Source organism: Terriglobales bacterium (assembly GCA_035487355.1).
In the GTDB taxonomy this organism is placed as follows: Bacteria; Acidobacteriota; Terriglobia; order Terriglobales; family Acidobacteriaceae; genus QIAW01.
On record DATHMF010000068.1, the window covers coordinates 46,210 to 63,100 of the forward strand.

The 16,891-nt window shown below is 54.3% G+C and carries 15 protein-coding genes; 6 read left to right on the forward strand and 9 right to left on the reverse strand.

What is annotated here, in order from left to right; translation table 11 throughout:
* Positions 1-4: 4 nt before the first annotated feature.
* Entirely contained in the window at positions 5-697 is a 693-nt protein-coding gene (locus VK738_12695; protein ID HTD23508.1) for an O-methyltransferase, read from the forward strand.
* Positions 698-719: 22 nt separating this feature from the next.
* On the opposite strand, the gene VK738_12700 is transcribed toward VK738_12695, so the two are convergent.
* The 6 genes from VK738_12700 to VK738_12725 form a co-directional block, all read right to left on the reverse strand.
* Positions 720-1,757, reverse strand: a complete 1,038-nt coding sequence (locus tag VK738_12700) for an aspartate-semialdehyde dehydrogenase (protein ID HTD23509.1) — start codon at positions 1,755-1,757, stop codon at positions 720-722.
* A gap of 53 nt (positions 1,758-1,810) precedes the next feature.
* Entirely contained in the window at positions 1,811-3,100 is a 1,290-nt protein-coding gene (locus VK738_12705) for a homoserine dehydrogenase (GenBank protein HTD23510.1), read from the reverse strand.
* Positions 3,097-4,125, reverse strand: coding sequence for a homoserine kinase (gene thrB / locus VK738_12710; protein HTD23511.1), 1,029 nt, complete (start codon positions 4,123-4,125; stop codon positions 3,097-3,099). Before thrB ends, VK738_12705 begins: the two co-directional genes overlap by 4 nt.
* An 11-nt stretch (positions 4,126-4,136) precedes the next feature.
* Entirely contained in the window at positions 4,137-5,495 is a 1,359-nt protein-coding gene (gene thrC / locus VK738_12715; GenBank protein HTD23512.1) for a threonine synthase, read from the reverse strand.
* A gap of 250 nt (positions 5,496-5,745) precedes the next feature.
* Positions 5,746-7,149 carry an aspartate kinase gene (locus tag VK738_12720; protein HTD23513.1) on the reverse strand — a complete coding sequence of 468 codons (1,404 nt, stop codon included), beginning with the start codon at positions 7,147-7,149 and terminating at the stop codon, positions 5,746-5,748.
* Between the two features lie 1,045 nt (positions 7,150-8,194).
* The gene (locus VK738_12725) at positions 8,195-9,535 is read right to left on the reverse strand and encodes a hypothetical protein (protein ID HTD23514.1); all 1,341 of its coding nucleotides are present in this window, start codon (positions 9,533-9,535) and stop codon (positions 8,195-8,197) included.
* Positions 9,536-9,652: 117 nt separating this feature from the next.
* Between VK738_12725 and VK738_12730 the strand changes: the two genes are divergently transcribed.
* Complete coding sequence (locus tag VK738_12730) at positions 9,653-10,102, forward strand: hypothetical protein (protein ID HTD23515.1); 450 nt, start codon at positions 9,653-9,655, stop codon at positions 10,100-10,102.
* Between the two features lie 8 nt (positions 10,103-10,110).
* On the opposite strand, the gene VK738_12735 is transcribed toward VK738_12730, so the two are convergent.
* Complete coding sequence (locus tag VK738_12735; GenBank protein HTD23516.1) at positions 10,111-10,536, reverse strand: ferredoxin-thioredoxin reductase catalytic domain-containing protein; 426 nt, start codon at positions 10,534-10,536, stop codon at positions 10,111-10,113.
* Between the two features lie 98 nt (positions 10,537-10,634).
* Positions 10,635-12,230: a S41 family peptidase gene (locus VK738_12740; protein ID HTD23517.1), complete on the reverse strand. Its 1,596-nt coding sequence runs from the start codon at positions 12,228-12,230 to the stop codon at positions 10,635-10,637.
* A gap of 256 nt (positions 12,231-12,486) precedes the next feature.
* Here VK738_12740 and VK738_12745 point away from each other — a divergent pair, with 256 nt between their 5' ends.
* Positions 12,487-13,422, forward strand: a complete 936-nt coding sequence (locus VK738_12745; GenBank protein ID HTD23518.1) for a sugar ABC transporter substrate-binding protein — start codon at positions 12,487-12,489, stop codon at positions 13,420-13,422.
* Between the two features lie 46 nt (positions 13,423-13,468).
* Here VK738_12745 and lepB read toward each other — a convergent pair whose 3' ends face one another.
* The gene (lepB, locus tag VK738_12750) at positions 13,469-14,068 is read right to left on the reverse strand and encodes a signal peptidase I (protein HTD23519.1); all 600 of its coding nucleotides are present in this window, start codon (positions 14,066-14,068) and stop codon (positions 13,469-13,471) included.
* Between the two features lie 191 nt (positions 14,069-14,259).
* On the opposite strand from lepB, the gene VK738_12755 reads away from it, so the two are divergent.
* From VK738_12755 to yvcK, 3 genes are all read left to right on the forward strand, one after another.
* Positions 14,260-14,772, forward strand: a complete 513-nt coding sequence (locus VK738_12755) for a CYCXC family (seleno)protein (protein HTD23520.1) — start codon at positions 14,260-14,262, stop codon at positions 14,770-14,772.
* A 240-nt stretch (positions 14,773-15,012) separates the two neighbouring features.
* Positions 15,013-15,687 (forward strand): hypothetical protein, encoded by a 675-nt coding sequence (locus VK738_12760; GenBank protein HTD23521.1) that lies wholly within the window; start codon positions 15,013-15,015, stop codon positions 15,685-15,687.
* Positions 15,688-15,811: 124 nt separating this feature from the next.
* Complete coding sequence (yvcK, locus tag VK738_12765; protein ID HTD23522.1) at positions 15,812-16,879, forward strand: uridine diphosphate-N-acetylglucosamine-binding protein YvcK; 1,068 nt, start codon at positions 15,812-15,814, stop codon at positions 16,877-16,879.
* Positions 16,880-16,891 lie beyond the last annotated feature (12 nt).

Sequence of the window (16,891 nt, forward strand, 5' to 3'; positions counted from 1 at the left end):
ATTTATGACTCCAACACAGACCCAGACTCAGACTGAGATTCAAGACCAATGGACCGAAGTTGACCGTTATATCAGCGATCTGCTGGTGCCCTCTGACCCAGTGCTGGATGCAGCGCTTGCAGCAAGCGCTGCCGCTGGACTGCCGACGATTCAGGTTTCGCCGACTCAGGGCAAGCTGCTGCATATACTGGCGCGAAGCCTTGGGGCACGCAAAATCCTGGAGATAGGCACGCTGGGCGGTTACAGCACCATCTGGATGGCTCGGGCACTACCGTCGGGCGGCCGCTTGATCACACTGGAATACAGTCCGAAGCACGCCGAAGTGGCGCGCGCCAACATTGCCCGCGCCGGCCTGGCTAGCGTGGTTGAGGTGCGTGTGGGGCGGGCGCTGGATACGCTGCCGCAGATCGCTGACGAGGGCCCATTTGACCTGATTTTTATTGATGCCGACAAGTCGGGATATCCGGATTACCTCCCATGGGCGATGAAGCTCTCTCGGCCGGGAAGCGTGATTATTGGGGATAACGTCGTGCGCAAGGGGGCAGTGGTTGACGCCGGCAGCAGTGATGCTGACGTCCAAGGGGTACGGCGATTCTATGAACTGCTGGCCGCTGAGCCGCGCGTGAGCGCCACTGCAATTCAAACGGTGGGCAGCAAAGGCTACGATGGCTTTGTGATGGCCCTCGTCACTGCCTGAGTGGTAGCTCGCGGCATCCCCACTACGCAGATTTACTCGCCTGTAATACCGGGGATTCCTGCTCGCACAGCAGCTCTGCAATCTGAACAGCGTTAAGGGCAGCACCTTTCAGTAGCTGGTCTCCGGCGACAAACATCGAGATCGAACGTCCGCTTGGATCGCTGGTATCCTGCCGGATGCGGCCGACGAGAATCTTATCCTGATTGCTGGCATCCACCGGCATGGGGAAGTAGTTTTTCTGGCGGTCATCCACAACTTTCACACCCGGAGCATTCTGCAGCAGCGCGCGGACATCACCCGGTGAAACCGGATTTGCACACTCGAAGGTAAGAGATTCGGCATGCGCCCGAAGAACCGGCACGCGCACGCAGGTTGCCGAGATGGCGATGTTGGGATCAGAAAAAATTTTCCTGGTTTCAGAGACTATTTTTAATTCTTCGCCGTTGTAGCCGCTTTCCAGATCAATGGCTGAGTCATGATTGAAGACATTGAATGCATAAGGATGGGGCAGAACTTTGGGCGTAAAAGCTTCGCCTGCCAAAAAGGCCCTGGTGGATTCACGCAACTCATTCATCGCTGGCGCTCCGGCGCCGGAGGCAGCCTGGTAGGTACTGATAATGAGCCGGCGAATTTTGTATTTTTTGTGGATCGGCCACAGCGGCGTAATGGCAATGATGGCGCAACAATTGGGATTGGCAATCAGTCCCTTGTGGCGGCGCACCGCGTCCGGATTAATCTCAGGGACGATCAGCGGAATGTCAGGCGAGAGCCTGTAGGCAGAGGAGTTGTCAATGACAACCGCTCCGTGTTTTACCGCGACCGGCACGAAGGTGCGCGCGGTTTCGTTATCAACCGCGAAGAAGGCTATCTTGACACCCTTGAGGGATTGCTCGGTCAGCTCTTCCACGGTTCGCTCTTCACCGCGGAAGCGGACAGTCGTTCCGGCAGAACGCTTCGACGCAAGAAGACGGAGGCAGGAAACCGGAAAATCGCGGCGTTCCAGGCAGTGTAAAAGTTCGGTACCGACGGCGCCGGTGACCCCAATGATTGCTACATTCATATATTCAACCTCTTAAATTCAGTTTCAAGTTTCTAATTTCGAGCTACCAATTTCTATTCGCTTGCTATACGCAACAAAAGCACGGGCTGCAGCAGAAAATCGAGCTTGTTAATTTCTTTGACGACTTTGCGTATTTCCGGCTCCGGAGTCGGTTCCACAGTTATGACAAACGAAAGGTCCTCTTTCGACATATTCGGCTGTTGCAGGACCGCATCAATATTCATTCCCGCTTTGGAGATAATTTGCGCCACGTGCGCCAGAATTCCGGGGCGGTCTTTCACGGTCAATCGCAGATACCAACTTGCCGGATTAAAAGTTTTGGCCAGAGGAAGCGGCTTCATCTCCTGGAAGCCGTGCAGTTCCCTGCCACGCAATACTCCGTTGGCCATGCTGCGGCTGATTTCCACCAAATCGGATATGACGGCGGTGCTGGTGGCGCGCGGGCCGGCGCCGGGGCCGTAGAACATCTGGCGTCCGATGCGTTCGCCCACAAGAAAGACCGCATTGTTCACGCCTTCGGCCTTGGCCATCATGCTGCGGCGGTGCACAAGCCAGGGACGCACTGAAACTTCCAGTCCATGCTGGTTGAGCTCAGCGTAAGCGATGAGACGGATAGTGCTTTTGAGCATGCGGGCGTAACAAAAATCTATGGCGGCGACGCTGCGGATTCCGTCCGTGGGAATCTTGTCCTCGGGGAGCCAGCCGTGAAAGGCAAGGCGTGCGAGGATGCAGAGCTTGTCGCGGGTATCAATACCATCAACGTCAGAAGAGGGATCAGGCTCGGCGTAGCCGGCCTCCTGCGCCTGACGAAGAGCTTCATCAAAGCTGAGGCCGTTGCGCTCCATCTGGGTGAGGATGTAATTCGTGGTGCCGTTCAGGATGCCGTAGACCGCTTGCAGGCGGTCTCCAGTCATGCCATCGGTGATGGCGCGGACAACAGGCACGCCTCCCGCAACCGCGGCCTCAATACCAATCGGAATATTTTTTTGCGCGGCGAGCGCATGGATTTCGTGTCCATGTTTGGCCAACAGGTTCTTGTTCGCAGTCACGACCGGCTTGCCGCTTTCCAACGCGCCCAAGACAACCTCACGCGCAGCAACGGTGCCTCCCATGGTCTCGACAACAAGATCAACGTTCGGGTCACGGACGATTTGCTTCCAGTCTTTAACGTAACGCACGCCTGGTGGTAATTGCTTGGCGGGAACAGGAGAGCGGCGGCAAACGGCAACCACCTGCAATGCCACTCCGGCACGCTGCTTGATCTGTTCGGCGTTAGCTTGAAGGCTCGCGGCAGTTGCCTGGCCTACGTTGCCATAGCCGACGATGGCGATGCGGATGTTCATCGTTTCACCCCTTGCACACGGCTATTGGAGCGATTCAGGTTCATGGTCTCTCCGGCGCCGCGTCTTTCAATCTCAGTCGGAATCAGTTCGGCATCGTGACCGTGACTTTTGAGATGATTGGCGACAAATTGCACCGTCTGTCGCACCGGAACTCTTGGATCCAGGATCAACAGCACCGATGGACCGGCGCCGCTGAGCGCGACTCCGAGAATGCCCTTCTTCCCCGAGAGCTCGCGCAGCTCAGGCAACAGAGGACACAAAGCGGCCCGATAGGGTTGATGGAGTTCGTCTTGCACAGCGTAGGTCAGCAGTTCGTCACGGCCTTGCGCGAAGGCGGCCGCAAGCAGCATCGCCGATTGAATGTTGGCCACCGCTTGAAAACGGGAAAAACCTGCCGGGAGCACGCGACGAGACTCTTCGGTAGAGAGAGCTTGACGCGGTACCACCAGCAGAAGCGGCCATGCTTTTTTGATATTGACCTTGCAGGCGTAGAGGCCGAGATCACGAACCGCAACCATAGGCGGGCCGCCGTTTTGAGTATGGCTGGGCGGCATTTTCTGCCATTGCGAGACAGCAAAGCCGCCGAGCCAGCAGGCGGCGACGTTATCGGCGTGCCCTTCGCGCCTGGCGGCTTCTTCCATAAGGCGCTTGGCGGACCAACCGAGATCGCCAAAATGTATGGCGAGAGCGATACCTGCAAGACGCGCTGCCGCCGATGAGCCAGTTCCCTTGCCGATGGGCATCTGGTTGTTCACGGTAACGGCGAGTGGAAACGGAGTCTTACCCTCGGAGGAAAGAATGTCTTTATAAGTCTCCAGAATCAGATTGCGTTCGAGTCTTCCGCAAATTTCCCGGTCGCGTCCTGAAGCGACGATGGAAAATTCCGGCGCGACCGCGGCCTGAATCTTAAGGTGGAGCTTCAAGGCCAGAGCGGCAGAATCAAAGGCCGGCCCTAAATTGGCGGAAGTAGCGGGCAGCACCAGCTTCAGCGGAGCGGGATGTTTCTTCATACCTGAGGTTTTCATGCTTGCGGTCTTCATACCAGGGCTCCGGTCCGTTCGTTGGTGAAGCGTTCCAGAACTTCGATTACCGATTTGGGATTGGCGTCTGCTTTAATTGGAGGATTGCAAAACGACTTCATGGCTTCGGAGGCCTCAGGCAGCAACTGGCCGCTGTGAAAGCGGATGACATAATCGGCATCTTTGAGAACGTGCCCAGTAAGCATCATGACCACGGTTTCGCTGGGCTTGATGAAACCCTGCTTGCACAGGTTATACAAACCCGCCAGGGTCACAGCCGACGCCGGTTCGCAGCCAATGCCCTCGGCGCCGAGCTGCGCCTTGGCAGCGGCGATTTCCTGCTCGCTGACATATTCGCAGGCTCCGCCGGTTGAGCGCAGCACATTTACGGCTTTTCTCCATGAAACCGGACTGCCGATTCGAATGGCAGTCGCCAGGGTTTCAGCCTTGACGGAGACCAGGGATTCACCGTTGGTCTCTCGCATGGTGCGAACCAAAGCGCGCGAACCCTCGGCCTGAATCACGGAAACTTTGGGAAGGCTGGAGATGAATCCAAGCTCGTGCAGTTCCAGAAGGGCCTTCCCGATTGCGGAAGAGTTACCCAGATTGCCGCCAGGAACAATCACGTGGTCAGGCACTGCCCAGCCTAGCTGTTCGAGCATTTCGATGGCCGCAGTTTTTTGTCCTTCAAGACGGTAAGGGTTGGCAGAGTTCACCAGATAAATAGAAGCCTGCTGCACGACTTCTCCCAAGATGCTCAGGCAGCCGTCAAAATCGGTGGGCAACTGGCAGACGACGGCGCCGTATTCGAGCGTCTGTGAGAGCTTGCCGACGGAAATCTTGTCTTGGGGGACAAGCACCAGGCATTTCAATCCAGCCCGGGCAGCGTAGGCCGCCATTGAGGAAGAAGTGTTGCCGGTAGAAGCGCAAGCCACCCACTTGACGCCCAGCTCGCGCGCCTTCGAGATCACGGTCGTCATCCCTGTATCTTTGAAGGAGCCGGTAGGATTCATGCCCAGATGCTTCACGTAGAGCTGCTCAACTCCGCTCTGACGAGCGCTCTGCTGAAGACGATAGAGTGGCGTGTTTCCTTCGGCCAGAGTTACAGCGTTGCGAAGATCGGAGAGGATGGGCAGCAGTTCGCGAAAACGCCACACGCCACTTTGGTCGAGCGGATCGAGCGTGCCACGGCGCTGCTGCCAAAGGTTCTTAAGCGCAACCGGATTGGGCTGCTTGCTGCCGCGTTTCTGCCATGCCGGATAGACCGCTTCCAGCAGTTCGCGGCACTTGGTGCAGCGGAAATCCGCGGTGGGAGAGGATTCGAGAGATCCACATCCCATGCAGCGCAGAAGGGCGATATCCGTTTTCTTGGCCATTGATTATCTTTTTTCTTTCCTATGTCACGGCACGGTACCTCTTCATCCGTGCGCTCAACGTTCTTTTGCTTTGTATCAGGGCACGACTTTAGTCGTGCCGCAAAAGCTCAATATTAGTAATCTCCCAATTGCGCCGCTTTGCGGCGCGCGGTGGGAGCCCCGGCCTTTAGGCCGGGGTAAAGGTCCTTGAAGTGTTGGGCTTTAGCCCCGGCGTTTTCGTAAATCGCGAAACTATCCTCTCGACACCCTCCTAATGAAAAAATTCCTGGTGAATCGCCTGAATCACATCGGGCGCGCTGGCGGCAGCAACCGCAAAGCAAATACTCAATTCGCTGGCGCCCTGGGCAACCGCGGTCACACTCACCTTGCGTGCTCCTACAGCGCTAAAGATTCTGCCGATGACGCCGTAGCTGCCCTTCATAGCCTCACCCAGCACGGTAATGACTGCCAGATCGCGTTCGACATCCACGGACTTAAGCACGCCGTGCCGCAGTTCGGTGCGAAACATTCTTTCAATGGAGGCGGTCACCCGGTCGGTATCTTCTCCGCGCACCACCAACCCCAATGAGTTCTCTGCCGAAGACTGAGTGGAAAACAGAATATCAACATGGTCGTGGCCGAGGCGGAGAAACATCCTGCCTAAAATATCGGCGGCGACATAGATATCATTTTGGGCCACCAGGGTCACCAGGCTCGCCTTGGTAACTGAAGTCACAGCTTTGACGGGAATGCCGTTGATGCTGGGAGCGCCGGTAACCTTGGTCCCCGCAATCTCGGGGCGAAAGGAATTCTTGATCCACACAGGAATCTTTTTATCCATCGTAGGACGAATGGCTTTGTGATGAATGACCTTGGCGCCATAGTAGGAAAGTTCGATGGCTTCGGTAAAACTAATCTCAGGGAGGACACGAGCATCAGGACAGATGCGTGGATCGGCGCTGAGCACGCCATCCACGTCGGTCCAAATCCAAACTTCATCGCTGTCGAGAACAGCGCCGAGGATGGTGGCCGAAGAATCCGATCCGCCACGGCCCAGCGTGGTGGGCTGGCCCTGCTTGGTCGCGCCGCTGAAGCCGGTGACGACAGGAACACGTCCTTGTTCCAATAAGGGAAAAATTAAAGCGTGGGCCTTGGGGCGAGTTGCGTCGAGATCTGCCGAGGCGTCACCGAAGTGATCGTCCGTAACTAAAATTTCTGTGGAATCAACGTAGCGGCTGGGAGTACCGGATTGCTCGAGAATGGCGGCAAATATCTGGGCAGATAGCTTCTCGCCCATAGGAAGAGCGACGTCCAGTAGCTGCGCCGTCAGGGAGCGGAGCTGCACCAAGGCAAAGCACAGATCATGCAGTTGCCGAATGATGGCCCCAACTTGCTCCCGCACCTTCGGAGCATTGGTTGGATTGAAAAGTGAGGCAATAACTTCTTCGTGGCGGGCTTCAATCTCCTGCAGGGCGCTGGAAACCGTGCTCTGCTCTCCCCTGCCAGCGGCCTTGACGCAGTTCAGGATGCGGTCCGTAATACCCGCGAGAGCTGAGACAACAACCACAATACGATCTCTGGCAGCGGCTTCCTGTACGATGTGGGCGGAACTCAGGATCCGCGCTGCGTTCCCCACTGAAGTACCGCCAAATTTCATTACTAACGTCTTCTTCATAACACTCCGTTGATCATTATCCTTGTAGGTACAGGAACTCTTGAGGTTGCGGAAAAAGCCGGCTTCTTGTCATTCCGACACGCAGTGGAGGAATCCCTATAGTGCCGAAATTCTTATGTTCTGTTCTCATGACCCTTAAGGCTGCCTTTGTCCAATCTCAAACTGATCTAATCTTCCCTGCACCTTTTTCACGACAAAATTAAAAGCCCACCGTCAGTTGCTTCTGGCGGTGGGCTTTTTTGGAATCTTTTAGATTATTGCTTATTTACCCTTTCGCCAGAAGCACATGGATGTGCCTGTACCTGTGGATGTTGTTGTTGTCATCCGCTTCGAGGTAACCGGCTTCTGGCTCACGGAAAGCATGAAAGAAATACTGTATTAGGAAACTAGTTTCGTGTCAACCTCGTAGTTTTGGCCAGGCCGATACGGCAGTGGGCTGAATCGGTTGGCTGTGAAAGGCGAAAGAGATAACTGTTGGTCCCATTCTGGTATCAAACTCTTCACTCCTGAGAAAATCCCGCCTATCATTGTCCCTGGAAGTCTGCCCCGGCGAGCCGGGGTGTATCCAGCATCCCAAGGGATGCGGGGCCAAGGGTTAGCACAAGCCCCATAGGTTCTTTGAAAACTCGCACCAGATGCGGACCTGACCGCTGCTCACCCACCAGGTGCCAGCCCGGTCCTTCGCCACACGCCCCTGTTTTACGGATGTAAGTTTACGCATATATGACTATTCGACCCTAGTGCACAAGCTACTTGACTGGTGTATTGAGGCTACTTAGCCTCTTGCATAACCAATTGAGAACAAAGGCCGAGAGCCTCAAGACGCCTACTGAACAAGGGTGGGGGGGTAGTCCACCGAGGTTGCAAGAGGCAAGATATAACGGAAGAGTAAATAGCAGATTACTCAAACGCGCCCGGGAGTACCCCAACCTATGTCATGTATGATGAGTCTGTTTTTGGCTAAAGGCTAAGAGCTTTCTCACGACCCAAGCCAGCAAGGGTACCCCCCCAGCTTTGGCTGAGTGCTGAATGCTGAGTGCTTGCTCTACTTCGCCTCGACGTTGAACTTCGTCGGGCCATCTTCAAAGATCACGATCTGCTGCTCGCGGGTCACACCGTTGTAGCTGCTGGCAATTGTGTGCGGCCCAATCGAAAGCGTGGTTTTCAGCTTGCGCTCGGGTAATTCCTTGCCATCCACCAGCAAGGCGGCCTTGTCGGGTTTGGCTTCGAGTTCTACGTTGACCATTCTTGCCTTTTCTTCTTCCGTCAGTTTGCCGCTTGCAATGCGGTCAATATCAGAGCGATGTGTGGGATACCAGGCTTGAAAGTCCTGATAACGCTTCACAGCTTCATCAACCGGTGGGACCACTCCGGCAGCAGGAGGATCAAACGAAGAACCCCAGCGTCCCCATCTGCTTCCCCGGTCATACCCATTCACTGCATTCGCGCGCGACTTCAGCGAGTAACGGTCGGAGCACAACATCGAAGAGATGTACTCGACTCTCACCTTCTCCTTGGGGCCTTTGGGCACGGAATTCGATTCGGGTACCAGCGACATCCAGTGCAGAGCGTCCGCCAGCGAAGGGCTCTGCGTCTTCCAGGAGAGCCAATTGCCCAGCGCGTCAGCATCTACCTGCTGCTGGCGTTCATCGGCCGCGAGCGGCGTGTAGGACGGACCAGAGCTGAAAATCCGGCTGAACCATGATGGCTTCTTGCCCAGGGCTAGGTTTTTCTCGTAGTCGTAGAGCTGGCGTTTCTGGTCCTTCATGTAGCTGTCGCATGCCTCGGCCAGCGGGAACGCATCAGCGTGTCCGAGCAGGTTGTGAGCGCTTTCCAGCGCAGTAATGGCAATCAGTCCGTCCGGGCCGGGATTCGCATGCGGATCGCTCTTCTCAACCTGCGCCAGGTAATCCGTAGCCTGCTGCTGAGTCAGTCCGAGGTTTTCGAGCGCGAGCTGAGGTTGCGTGAACCAATCCACCAGCCCCGAAGTCAATACAACGTTGCGGCCGGTGGCAAAGGCGTCTGGAAGCTTGTCGCGCACGATAACGATCTGTTCATTCTGCTCGTTTTCAAAACCTCCCGAAAACGCGCCAAAGCGCCGCGCGTAGGAACCAAGCCACTCCTGATACTTCCAGTAGTCGTGATCATAAGGACCTACCGCACTCCTGCTGCCCAGCACATCAGCCTCGACGGCATTGAGGGCGCCAAACATCTCTTGCGGAGGACCAACCAGGGCGCTGCATGCCTTCTCCCCCGGCAAGCGGCTCTTGATCGCACTTACGATTTGTTGCTGCCAACCGCACTGAGAATACGCCGGTAAAGAGCAAAGCAGTGCCAGGGTCAGAACCAGGGCAATGCGGATGATCACCGAGACTTTTGTTTTCATATGGGATTTATGAGGCTAGGTTAGCCTGAAGCGGAGAGCGGTGCAAGAAAGTTCTTAGTACCTGGGAAAATAGGCTCCCGCGATGGCCGCGTTTTTTGCGATAGACTTGTTTGTTCCATGAAAGCTCCTTTCACCATCAGTCCGGAAACCGGCCGAGTCCGCTTTCCCGATCTGTCGCTTGAACTTGCTCCCCTGATGCCGGAAGCAGAATTCATAGCTACCACTTCTTCCTTGAATCGGGACAATCTAGGCGCCAATAAGGGCTGGCAGCGCTATTCGATACGCGAATTGATCTCCGACGACCGGCGGCTTGGCCTCTTTCTTATTTTCTTGCATGACAGTCTCAAAATGCTCAGCTTTGCCTATGCCCAAAAGGATGAAACCTGGGACACCTGGTCAGAAGAGGGCGAACGACAGCGGGAAGCAGAATACCAGCAAGAGCTGGCCTCGCAGCTTGGCGGAAAGAACACCTTCCCCTGGGGAAAAGTCGGCGCAAAACTCGACAGCAAGAGCGGCGGGACGGATATTTGGATAGAGTTTTCCGACGAACCATTGCAATCAAAATAGAAAATTCATCACGACGGCCGCTGTTTGCGGTCGGCTTCGCGTTCTTCTGCATTGTGCCGGAGAGCCCGGCCTTTTTCTGGAGTTGGGTCTTTCACTGTTCCGTAGGTCTTCCGCCCCTCATGATCTTCGGGCAGATATTCAGTGATAGGAAGTCCCTGTTGGTTTACGAACAACAGGCAATGACAGTATTTGTAGACCTGCATATCGTCACAGGCGCAGATCCATGTGCGATGCTTTACTTCCTCTTGCTTGTTCGGGTAAAAGCGACAAGGACAAAGAGGTTTGCCCAGGGTCACAAGGTGATTTGCCAGCCCCTGCACAACTGATTCGGTCACTTCGTTATCTGGGTGTGTATAGGTGCCTGACTTTTCGCAGTATTTCTCGACGAATTTGCGTATCTTCTGTACGGCTTCGTCGTTACTATCAGCGCCCATAACATTCTCAGTCGGCGGCATGCCGATTCCATTGCAGAAGAATTATGACGTACTCTTCCAGAAAAGATCAGCACACAGAAATTTTTTGTAGAGAAAAATTAATTTATTGTTGGGGCAGCGCGAAGCCGGTTGCGCTCAGCAATAATCTTGTGGGCATTTTCTGCAAGCGCGCGGGCCTGGGGCAGCAGATCCAGCGCCCTAAGGACCTCAGGATCATCCTGTGCCTGCACTTTCAGCCCTTCCTGCTGGCCAAATTCGAAGATGAACAATTCACTTTTGATGTTCGCCTTGACCCAATCCTGTGCACTCAGAAGGTTGGCTTCGCTGAAGGATATCTTCTGATCATCGAGGAAGTGGCGGAACTCTTGCATGACAACGTCATCGATCTGGAAGTCCTGAGTTATGTGCTTCCCGGCCAGATAGTGCTTGGCGAAGTTAAAAAAGACGTAGTGCTGCAACAGAGCATCCTGGAATGGAGTGGTTTTAGGCAGCTCGATCTTTACATCTGGAGTTATCCCACCGCCACCGTATACCGTACGTCCACTGTCAGTGAGTTTTACTTCTTTGTTGGTGGTGTTGCTGCTGTCTTTATCGTGGTTGTAATAATAGTCGTAGAGCGACACACCGTTGTATTCGCGCTGAATCAGCCGGCCGCTTGGGGTGTAGTACTTCGCCGTGGTCAGGGCGAGCGCAGTATTCTCAGAAAGCTGATGCACGGTCTGCACCAGTCCTTTGCCGAAGGTGGTTTCACCTGCAATCAGTCCACGGTCATGGTCCTGAATCGCTCCGGAAACAATTTCAGCCGCTGAGGCGGTGCCGCGATTGACCAGCACTACCAGCGGATATTCTTTGCCACCGTTGCCATGAGCAGCACGATAAACTTCTTCGGGTGAAGAGCGGCCGTGGTGCGAGACGATGATTTGTCCTTTGCGCAGGAATTTGTCAGCAACACCCACACCCTGGTTCAGCAGCCCGCCGGGATTCTGCCGCAGATCGAGAATCAATCCCTTGATGTCGCCAAACTCTTCCAGCGCCTGGGTGGTCTCCCGTTCGGTGTTCTCTGATTGAAAATTGGAGATATGCATGTAGCCGATGCCAGGACGAACCAGGAAATGGATATCCACGCTGTGGCGGGGAATCTCATCACGGGTAACATTAAAATCCAGCAATTTGTCTGCTCCCTCTCGCTGGAGGGTGATCGTCACCTGGGTGCCCTTGGGACCTTTGAGCAGGCCAACTACATCCCCGGTGTTCATGTTGTCCGTCGGTTTGCCGTTGATGGCAATAAGTACATCGCCCGGACGGATGCCTGAGCGGTAGGCTGGACTTCCTACAAAAGTCGCAAATACGATGATTTTGTTGCTTCGCGGACCCACTTCCATGCCCACGCCGTAGTACTTGCCGTTCTGCTCTTCGCGCATCTCAGAGAAGGTTTTCGGATCAAAAAAATTAGAGTGCGGATCAAGCACCCGCAGCATTCCCGGGATAGCGCCGTTATAAATGGCCTTTTCTGCATCTACCGGGTCAGCGTAGTTCAGCTCCACGATGCTGTATACCTGCACGAAGCCGCGCAGGCTGTCATTCAGCTCAGAGGGGTTCGATGGGTCTGAATCTGCCCCGGTTTTCTGTCCAAAAACGGTCCCCAGAAAACCACAGCTCAAAATGACAAATGAAATCAGGAGGAGCGAACGCAAAGAACTTCGAGCACTGCTGTGAGCCATCATCTACTTCCCGCCAATAATTTGGTGCTTTGTGCGAAGTATACCACAGCTAAAACCAAGGCTGCTGGGATCAATATAGGCCTTGACTTTCCCGCCATTCCGGGTTTCAATAAGTTACTCACTCGTTTATTAGCCCCCCTTAGTCAGCCTTGCCCCTCAGACATCGGAGACTTACCCCCTAAAAAGGCGCGAGAATCTACAAGTGTATGATTCTGCGAATAAAATCACGATGAAGAAACTCAATTTCCTGATCTCATTAATCACCACCGACAACGACTATCAACAAGAGCAAGCACTTGCAGCGGAGGAGATGGCCCGAAAATTGAACGTGGGTCTGCAGATCATCTACGCAGAAAGTGATGCTATTAATCAAAGCCAGCAACTGCTGAAAGCTATTCAAGCTCCGTTAGGCTCGCGGCCCGATGGAATTATGTTTGAGCCTGTGAGCGGGATCGGACTGCCCCAAGTCGCCCGCGCCGCCGTGGCTGCCGGAATCGGGTGGGTGGTGCTGAATTGTGATGTTGATTACACGAAAGAACTACGCATCAGCAATCGGGCTCCGGTGTTCGGAATTACATCCGCCCATGAAGAGATTGGGCGCATTCAGGGACACCAGTTTCGCGCACTGCTGCCCAAAGGCGGCTCGGTTCTGTATATCCAGGGCCCATCCAACAGCCTTCCTGCCACGCAGCGAACCATTGGCATGTCTCAAACCAAACCTGAAAATGTTGACGTGAGGATGATCCGAGGGCGGTGGACCGAACTCAGCGCAAACCAGGCGGTCAGCGCCTGGCTGCGTCTCTCAACCTCCCGCAAGGCACATATTGACGTGATCGGGTGCCAGAACGACGCCATGGCCGCAGGCGCCAAGAAGGCGTTCGAGGAACTGACCACGGGCGAAGAACGCAAAAGGTGGCTAAGCCTGCCCTACACCGGCGTCGATGGCATTCCTAAAACCGGCCTAGCATGGGTGCAGCAAGGATTGCTCTCTGCCACCGTCGTTGTGCCGGCAAATACAGGGCTTGCAATCAAGATGCTGGCCCAGGCAATTCAAACCGGTTCCCAACCTCCCGAACGCACACTGACCGAACCTAGCTCTTATCCATCACTGGACACACTAGCAGCAAAGCGGGTCGAGAGAACAAGTATTTTTGCAGTTAAATGATTGATTTATAACAATCCGCGCGAAATTAGGGGACGTAAGCGCTCTTCTACCGCACCCGGCCGAGTTTTTCCATGGGCCAGTAGACAAATACGGCCTTCCCGTAAATGTACTGTCCTTCGACTGGGCCGAACTCACGGCTGTCGTTGGACATGCTGCGGTGATCTCCCAGCACAAAATAGGAATCGGCGGGCACGGTAAGCTCCGGCATGGAAAGCCGGTCGTGATATTCCGCAGGGACATAGCTTTCCGACAAAGGCTGCCCGTTCAAATAAACTTCGCCCTCGACAATACGAATACGATCACCAGCCACGCCAATCACACGCTTGATAAAACTCTTGGAAGGATCAGGAGGATAATGGAATACGACAATATCGCCGCGCTCAATCGGCTCCAGCCGATAAACAAATTTGTTGATAAAAATACGCTCCTGGTCCTGCAGCTCCGGCAGCATGCTGGTGCCTTCTACTTTGACCGGCTGATAGAGAAAAATAATTACAAAGACTGCCAGAATCAGTGAGATCGTAAGATCACGAAGCCATAGACGCAACTGTGCATAGGGAATAGAAGCACCCTTGGATGCAGTTTTAGGGGGAGCCGGAGCTTCAGTGGGATCCGCGGGAATATTGGAATCGGGCTCTTGATTCATGTAGCTCTTTTAAGCGTAATCTAATTTTAATGCTTCTCAGGATTTACGTCCAAATCAGCTTTGTCTTAGCCATGGTTCGATATTCCGTCTGTAAGCACAAATACTGAGACAAAATCATGCTCTCTCCTTGAACGTGTTTTGCGTCCAAAGAGAGTACAATAACCGACATTGAGGCCAAGGCCATATTTTCTATGAAACGTCTGCTTTCTGTGCTCTGTATTACGCTTGCTGCAATCATTTCTAGTCCTGCCCAATGGCTGGGAAAACCAATGGATATGCCTGCTTATCACGATACGGGCTTCGCAAAAGGCGATAATATACCGCCTATTTTGTCGGCAGATAACCTCTCCTTCCCGGAGAGGAAATACAGGGCCGTACAGGTGCACGCCTATGAGTTGGCGGCCAAGATCCCCCAGGTGATTTATCAGCAACCCTGCTATTGCTACTGCGACCGGGGCCACGGCCACAAGAGCCTGCATAGCTGCTTCGAGGTGGAGCATGGCGGCAATTGTGTTGCTTGTATGAAAGAGCTTTATTACAGCTACCAGATGACCGAACAGAAAAAGACACCGGCCCAAATCCGCATGGGTATTGTTTCTGGTGAGTGGCAGCAGGTTGATCTAGATACGGCTGCTTCTATTGGAGTAACCCCCAAGACGCCGGCACACAAGGCAGTGTCCAAATCCAAAGCAAAAGCAACATAAAATCAGCCCTCAGTCCTCAGAGTTGGACTCAGCGGTCGAAACCAGGCTGCTGCTCTCCGCAGCTTTGTGGGATTGGGTTGGTCCGTTTCAGCCCTGAGGTACATCTAATAGCGTTAAAGTTGACGCGGGAGCCAATAACGCGTATAAACTCCGCTTTAAGTTGTTCAATTCAGACCCTTGTTAGATTTCCACAGCTCGCCGCAATCGAGCCATACGGGGCCGCAACGAAAGGGCATACAGATGAGCAAAAAGGCCTCAGCAAAGGTTAAAAGACAGTCAGGTAAGCTCAAGAAAATAAAAGCTTTGCATAAAAACAAAACTCAAAAACCGCAAACCACATCAGGTGCTCAGAGCAGTTCATCGCTGAGCCAGGACCCGCGTTTTACACAGGCTGTGCAAAATTACGAGGCTGGCCTGAAGGCCATACAAGAGCGCAAATTTGAACGCGCTAAGGCACTTTTAGAAAAAGTAATGACATCGGGCAGCCGAGAACTGGCGGATCGGGCTGCAGTCCACCTGAATACTTGCCAGCAACAGTTGGCGCGGGCCTCCAGTAGCGGCTTCAAATCCCCTGAGGAACACTACGACTACGTTATCTCACTGATGAATACAGCCGACTACGATGGCGCACGTTCTCATCTGGAGAAATTACAGAAACAGGTCCCCAAGGCCGACTATGTTTGGTATGGCTTGGCAGTCTTGGATTGCCTTACCCATCATTACGAATCGGCGCTGAAGAACCTGGAGCAAGCCATCAAACTGAATACCGGAAACCGCTATCATGCGCGCAATGAGTCCGACTTTCAGAATATGGCTGATGATCCTCGCTTTACGGAATTGCTCTACCCGGAAGAGCTCGAAGCATCTGCGGCCCCTACACCCGCTTCGCCGGGCCCCGCAAAAAAGCGGCGATGAAAGCTGTGTGTATAGAACGGCTGCGGTGCCTGGGATTCCCGGTACTGGGAACCTAATATGGAAGCAAATTGAGCGAGAATCCTCACTCGCTCTAGACGGATAAGTAGGAAAATTGAAACCAGGGATGTCAACAGAGCCAACTTCGATCAAAGTAGTGGCGATCGGCGGAGGGACGGGTCTTTCCACTCTGCTGAAAGGACTCAAACATTTTGACCGTCGTGGCGCTTATCATGCACCTGATTCCGGGCGAGAGGTTTTCATAAGCGGCCTGACGGCCATTGTGACCGTTACCGATGATGGTGGCTCCAGCGGCCGTTTGCGCAAAGATTTTAACATCCTGCCGCCGGGCGACATTCGCAATTGCCTGGTCGCGCTCTCGGAAGATGAAGAACTTCTATCGCAATTGTTCCAGTACCGCTTTAAGGCTGGGGCGGGCCTCGAAGGACACAATTTCGGCAATCTATTTGTCGCCGCACTGACCGAGATCACCGGCGACTTCGCCATGGCAGTGAAGGTTTCATCTGCCATCCTGAAGACGCGCGGGGTGATTTATCCCTCCACAGTTTCCAATGTCCAACTGGAAGCATTGATGGATGACGGCAGCCGCGTGCAGGGCGAAACCAACATCTCGCGCAGCAAGCAACGCATCGTAGAGCTATTTATGATCCCTGCCGATGCCCAACCCTTGCCCCAGGCCCTGAAAGCAATTGCAGAGGCCGACTTGATTACCCTCGGTCCCGGGTCGCTGTACACCAGCCTGATCTCCAACCTGATCGTGAGTGGTATCCCACAAGCGATTGCAGCCTCGGGCGCCGTCAAGGTTTTTGTATGCAATCTTATGACCCAGGCCAATGAGAGCCTGGGACTCAGTGCTGCCGACCATCTGCGTGCCCTCGAAGATCACGCTAAAACGCAGATCTTCAACTACGCGCTGTTGAATACCCGCCCTGTTTCCGCTGCCCTGAAAGAAAAATATGCTGCCGAAGGTGCAGAACAGATCCGAGTGGACCTCGACGCCATCCGCAAGATGGGCCTGGAACCGATCTGCGGGGACTTTCTGGAGGAAGTGGCCGGCGTGGCCAGACACGCAACCCGAGCTCTGGCACAGGCGTTACTCGCTTTAGCGGATGATGAGGGCAAGCATTCGCAGCAGATGGCTGGAATCTCGGCGAAAAAACGCGGCTCGCGTTAAGATGTTCGAGAG

What these genes read in the sequence shown, in the direction of transcription:
- VK738_12695 (HTD23508.1), top strand. Translation starts at nt 5, where the DNA reads ATGACTCCAACACAGACCCAGACTCAGACTGAGATTCAAGACCAATGG.
- VK738_12700 (HTD23509.1), bottom strand. Translation starts at nt 1,757, where the DNA reads ATGAATGTAGCAATCATTGGGGTCACCGGCGCCGTCGGTACCGAACTT.
- VK738_12705 (HTD23510.1), bottom strand. Translation starts at nt 3,100, where the DNA reads ATGAACATCCGCATCGCCATCGTCGGCTATGGCAACGTAGGCCAGGCA.
- thrB (HTD23511.1), bottom strand. Translation starts at nt 4,125, where the DNA reads ATGAAAACCTCAGGTATGAAGAAACATCCCGCTCCGCTGAAGCTGGTG.
- thrC (HTD23512.1), bottom strand. Translation starts at nt 5,495, where the DNA reads ATGGCCAAGAAAACGGATATCGCCCTTCTGCGCTGCATGGGATGTGGA.
- VK738_12720 (HTD23513.1), bottom strand. Translation starts at nt 7,149, where the DNA reads ATGAAGAAGACGTTAGTAATGAAATTTGGCGGTACTTCAGTGGGGAAC.
- VK738_12725 (HTD23514.1), bottom strand. Translation starts at nt 9,535, where the DNA reads ATGAAAACAAAAGTCTCGGTGATCATCCGCATTGCCCTGGTTCTGACC.
- VK738_12730 (HTD23515.1), top strand. Translation starts at nt 9,653, where the DNA reads ATGAAAGCTCCTTTCACCATCAGTCCGGAAACCGGCCGAGTCCGCTTT.
- VK738_12735 (HTD23516.1), bottom strand. Translation starts at nt 10,536, where the DNA reads ATGGGCGCTGATAGTAACGACGAAGCCGTACAGAAGATACGCAAATTC.
- VK738_12745 (HTD23518.1), top strand. Translation starts at nt 12,487, where the DNA reads ATGAAGAAACTCAATTTCCTGATCTCATTAATCACCACCGACAACGAC.
- lepB (HTD23519.1), bottom strand. Translation starts at nt 14,068, where the DNA reads ATGAATCAAGAGCCCGATTCCAATATTCCCGCGGATCCCACTGAAGCT.
- VK738_12755 (HTD23520.1), top strand. Translation starts at nt 14,260, where the DNA reads ATGAAACGTCTGCTTTCTGTGCTCTGTATTACGCTTGCTGCAATCATT.
- VK738_12760 (HTD23521.1), top strand. Translation starts at nt 15,013, where the DNA reads ATGAGCAAAAAGGCCTCAGCAAAGGTTAAAAGACAGTCAGGTAAGCTC.
- yvcK (HTD23522.1), top strand. Translation starts at nt 15,812, where the DNA reads ATGTCAACAGAGCCAACTTCGATCAAAGTAGTGGCGATCGGCGGAGGG.